Source organism: Streptomyces sp. NPDC043876 (assembly GCF_056435825.1).
The window spans coordinates 1-4,568 of sequence record NZ_JBWKDV010000051.1; the positions used below are offsets into that span (position 1 = coordinate 1).

Sequence of the window (4,568 nt, forward strand, 5' to 3'; positions counted from 1 at the left end):
AAGACGCTGCATGTGGATGCGCCGTCGGCGCAGATCGACTGGGAGGCGGGCGATGTCAGCCTGCTGACGGAGGCGGTGGCGTGGCCGGAGACCGGCCGGGCGCGTCGTGCGGGTATCTCTTCGTTCGGCATCAGCGGCACGAACGCGCACACGATCATCGAACAGCCGCCGGTCGCGGCCGCGGTGGTTCAGGTTCAGCAGGGCGAGTCGGTCGTTCCGGCTGTGATGCCGTGGCTGTTGTCGGCCAAGGGCGGGGAGGCTGTGCGGGCGCAGGCTCGTCAGCTCCACTCGTATCTGGTGGGCACGCCCGAGCTGCGTGTGGCGGATGTGGCGTGGTCGCTGGCTTCCGGCCGGGCAGTGTTCGAGGACCGGGCGGCTGTGGTGGCTGCGGACCGTGAGGGCCTGCTGGCCGGGCTGGCCGCGCTCGCGGAGGGCCGCTCCGCGACGGGTGTGATCGAGGGCTCGCCGGTGGGTGGCAAGACCGCCTTCCTGTTCACCGGTCAGGGCAGCCAGCGCCTCGGGATGGGGCGTGAGTTGTATAACGCCTACCCGGTGTTCGCGGATGCGCTGGATGCGGTGTGTGAGCGGCTTGAGCTCGAAGTACCGCTGAGGGACGTGCTGTTCGGTGCGGATGCGGAGCTGCTGAATCGTACGGAATGGGCGCAGCCTGCGTTGTTCGCGGTCGAGGTGGCGCTGTTCCGGCTCGTCGAGTCGTGGGGTGTTAAGCCGGACTTCCTCGCCGGTCATTCGATCGGTGAGGTCGCGGCCGCGCATGTCGCGGGTGTCTTCTCCCTCGACGACGCGTGTGTGCTCGTCGCCGCCCGGGGCCGCCTGATGCAGGCGCTGCCGGGTGGTGGGGTGATGATCGCTCTCCAGGCGTCGGAGGACGAAGTCCTGCCGCTGCTGAATGACCGGGTGAGCATCGCCGCCGTCAACGGGCCCGCGTCGGTCGTGATCGCGGGTGACGAGGACGCTGTGCTCGCGGTGGTGAAGGTGTTCGCCGACCGCAAGAGCAAGCGGCTCACCGTCAGTCACGCTTTCCACTCGCCGCACATGGACGGGATGTTGGAGGACTTCCGTGAGGTGGTGGCGGGGCTGGAGTTCGCCGCTCCGAGGATTCCGGTCGTTTCCAACCTGACGGGTGCGCTGGTCTCGGACGAGATGGGTTCGGCCGACTTCTGGGTGCGACACGTCCGGGAGGCGGTTCGCTTCCTCGATGGTGTGCGGGCCCTGGAGGCCGCGGGTGTGACGACGTACGTCGAACTCGGTCCGGACGGCGTGCTGTCGGCGCTGGCCCAGGAGTGCGTGACGGCTGCTGCTGGGTTCATGCCGGTGCTGCGGTCCGGACGGCCGGAGGCGGAGACTGCGGTTGCGGCTCTGGCTCAGGCACAGGTACGGGGTGTGGCCGTGGACTGGTCCGCCTTCTACGCCGGTACGGGCGCCCGACGGGTGGAGCTGCCGACGTACGCCTTCCAGCACGAGCGCTACTGGCTTGAGATGCCCGGCGCGACTCGGAAGGGTGCGGCGGATGACCTGGACTCCCGCTTCTGGGACGCCGTGGAGCGCGAGGACCTGGAGTCGCTCGCTGCCGCCCTGGACATGGACGACGAGAACACTCTGGGAACGGTCCTGCCGGCACTGCCCGCGCTGTCGGCGTGGCGCCGGGGTCTGCGGACCCAGTCCGAGGTCGACTCCTGGCGGTACCGGGTGTCGTGGAAGCCGCTGACGGACGGTGCTGCCGGTGCTGTGCTGTCGGGTGAGTGGCTGGTCGTGGTGCCGGCTGCGGGTGTGGATGATGCGGCTGTGGTGGCGGCTCTGGCTGGGCGTGGTGCTGGGGTGCGTCGGGTTGTGGTGGATCCGGGCATGGACCGTGGGGGTCTTGCGGGTCTGCTGGCTGGTGCTGGTTCGGTGGTTGGTGTGGTGTCGTTGCTGGCGCTGGATGAGGTGGGTGGGCTTGTTGCTACCGCCGCTTTGGTGCAGGCGTTGGGTGATGCCGGGGTGGGGGCGCCGTTGTGGTGCCTGACGCGGGGTGCGGTGAGTGTGGGCCGTTCCGACAAGCTCGTTTCGCCTGTTCAGGCGCAGGTGTGGGGTTTGGGTCGGGTGGCGGCTCTGGAGGTTCCGGAGCGTTGGGGTGGTCTGGTCGACCTTCCCGAGGTGTGGGACGAGCGGGCCATGAGCCGGCTGGTTGCGGTCCTGGGTGGTGTCGAGGATCAGGTTGCGGTCCGGTCGTCTGGTGTGTTCGGTCGTCGTCTGGTGCGTGCGGCGCGGGCTGGGGGTTCGTGGTCGCCGTTGGGGACGGTGCTGGTGACGGGTGGTACGGGTGCGTTGGGTGGCCGGGTTGCTCGTTGGCTGGCTGGTGCGGGTGTTGAGCGTCTGGTGCTGACCAGTCGTCGTGGTCCGGATGCTCCGGGTGTGGCTGAGCTGGTGGCCGATCTGGGTGTTGATGTGTCTGTGGTTGCTTGTGATGTTTCTGATCGGGTGGCGTTGCGGGCGCTGTTGGCTGCCGAGGGCGGCGCGTTGACGGCTGTGGTGCATACGGCTGGTGTGCTGGATGACGGTGTGCTGGATGCGTTGACGCCGGAGCGGTTCGAGAGCGTGCTGCGGGCCAAGGCCACCTCCGCGCTCAACCTGCACGAGCTGACCGTCGAGCTGGGGATCGAGCTCGACGCCTTCGTCCTCTTCTCCTCCATGAGCGGCATGACGGGCTCGGCAGGTCAGGCCAACTACGCGGCTGCGAATGCCTATTTGGATGCTTTGGCCGAGCAGCGGCGTGCGGCTGGTCTGGCCGCGACGTCCATCGCCTGGGGTCCGTGGGCCGAAGGCGGGATGGCCGCCGACGAGGCTCTCGAAGCCCGGATGCGACGTGAGGGTCTTCCGCCGATGGCGCCGGAGACGGCGATGGCTGTTCTGCGGCAGAGCGTGGGTGCGGCAGGAGACGCGGCCGCCTTGCTGGTGGCCGATGTGGCATGGGAGCGTTTCGCGCCCGCCTTCTCCGTGGTCCGCCCCAGCAGCCTCTTCGCCGAGCTGGTCGAGACCCGCCCCACCGGGCCCGTTGCCGCTGCCGAAGCCACCGCTTCGCCCGCCGACCGGTTCGCCGGTCTGGGCGCGCCCGAACTCGAGCGTGAGCTGCTGGCCTTGGTTCGTACGCATGTGGCTGCGGTGCTTGGTCATGAGGGTTCGGAGACGGTGGGTGCGGAGCGGGCGTTCAAGGAGTTGGGGTTCGATTCCCTGACTGCTGTGGAGTTGCGCAACCGGCTCGGGGCGGCGACGGGTGTGAGCCTGCCGGCGACGCTGATCTTCGATTACCCGACGGCTTCCGCCCTCATGTCGTTCCTGCGGGATGAGCTACTGGGGGCCCAGGTCGAGGCCGTCAGTGCTCCGGTGGTGACGGTGGCGGACGATGACCCGATCGCGATCGTGGCGATGAGCTGCCGCTTCCCCGGCGGGGTGCGCACTCCCGAGGATCTGTGGAAGTTGCTGGCGGCCGGTGGTGACGCGATCGGTGAGTTCCCGGTCGACCGCGGTTGGGACCTGGAGCGGCTCTACAGCCCGGACCCTGAACAGCAGGGCACCTTCTATGCCCGTGGGGGCGGCTTCCTCTACGACGTTGCGGACTTCGACGCGGAGTTCTTCGGGATCTCCCCGCGCGAGGCTCTGGCGATGGATCCGCAGCAGCGCCTGCTGCTGGAGACCACGTGGGAGGCCTTCGAGCGTGCGGGGATCGACCCGGCGATGCTGCGCGGTAGCCAGGCCGGTGTCTTCGTCGGAACCAATGGCCAGGACTACGGGGCCACGCTCCAGTCCGTCCCGGACGGCCTCGAGGGGTACCTGGGCACCGGCAACGCGGCGAGTGTGGTCTCGGGTCGGCTCTCGTACGCCTTCGGCCTCGAAGGCCCGGCCGTGACCATCGACACCGCCTGCTCGGCCTCCCTCGTCGCCCTGCACTGGGCGGTCCAGGCCCTGCGCAGCGGCGAGTGCTCGCTCGCCCTCGCGGGCGGGGTCACCGTGATGTCGTCGCCCGGCGCCTACATCGACTTCAGCCGTCAGCGTGGGTTGGCCGAGGACGGTCGGATCAAGGCCTTCGCCGCCTCGGCCGATGGCACGGGCTGGGGTGAGGGCGTCGGCATGCTCCTCGTCGAGCGGCTCTCGGACGCCCGCCGCAACGGCCACCCCGTCCTCGCCGTGGTCCGCGGATCCGCGATCAACCAGGACGGTGCCAGCAACGGGCTCACCGCCCCGAACGGCCCTTCGCAGCAGCGCGTCATCCGTGCCGCCCTCGCGACCTCCGGGCTCTCGGCTTCCGAGGTCGATGCGGTCGAAGCGCACGGTACCGGTACGCGGCTCGGTGACCCGATCGAGGCGCAGGCGCTGCTGGCCACGTACGGCCAGGACCGCGAGGGCGGCCGTCCGCTGCTGCTGGGTTCGGTGAAGTCGAACATCGGTCACACGCAGGCCGCGGCGGGTGTGGCCGGTGTGATCAAGATGGTGCTGGCGATGCAGCACGGGGTGCTTCCGCAGACCCTGCACGTGGACGAGCCGACTCCGCACGTGGACTGGTCGGCCGGTGA

1 protein-coding gene is annotated in these 4,568 nt (G+C 69.4%); it reads left to right on the forward strand.

Annotation, left to right across the window (positions count from 1 at the left end):
* Window positions 1–4,568 (forward strand): SDR family NAD(P)-dependent oxidoreductase (locus AC0693_RS38630; protein ID WP_478804609.1); only part of this gene is annotated, 4,568 nt, incomplete at both ends.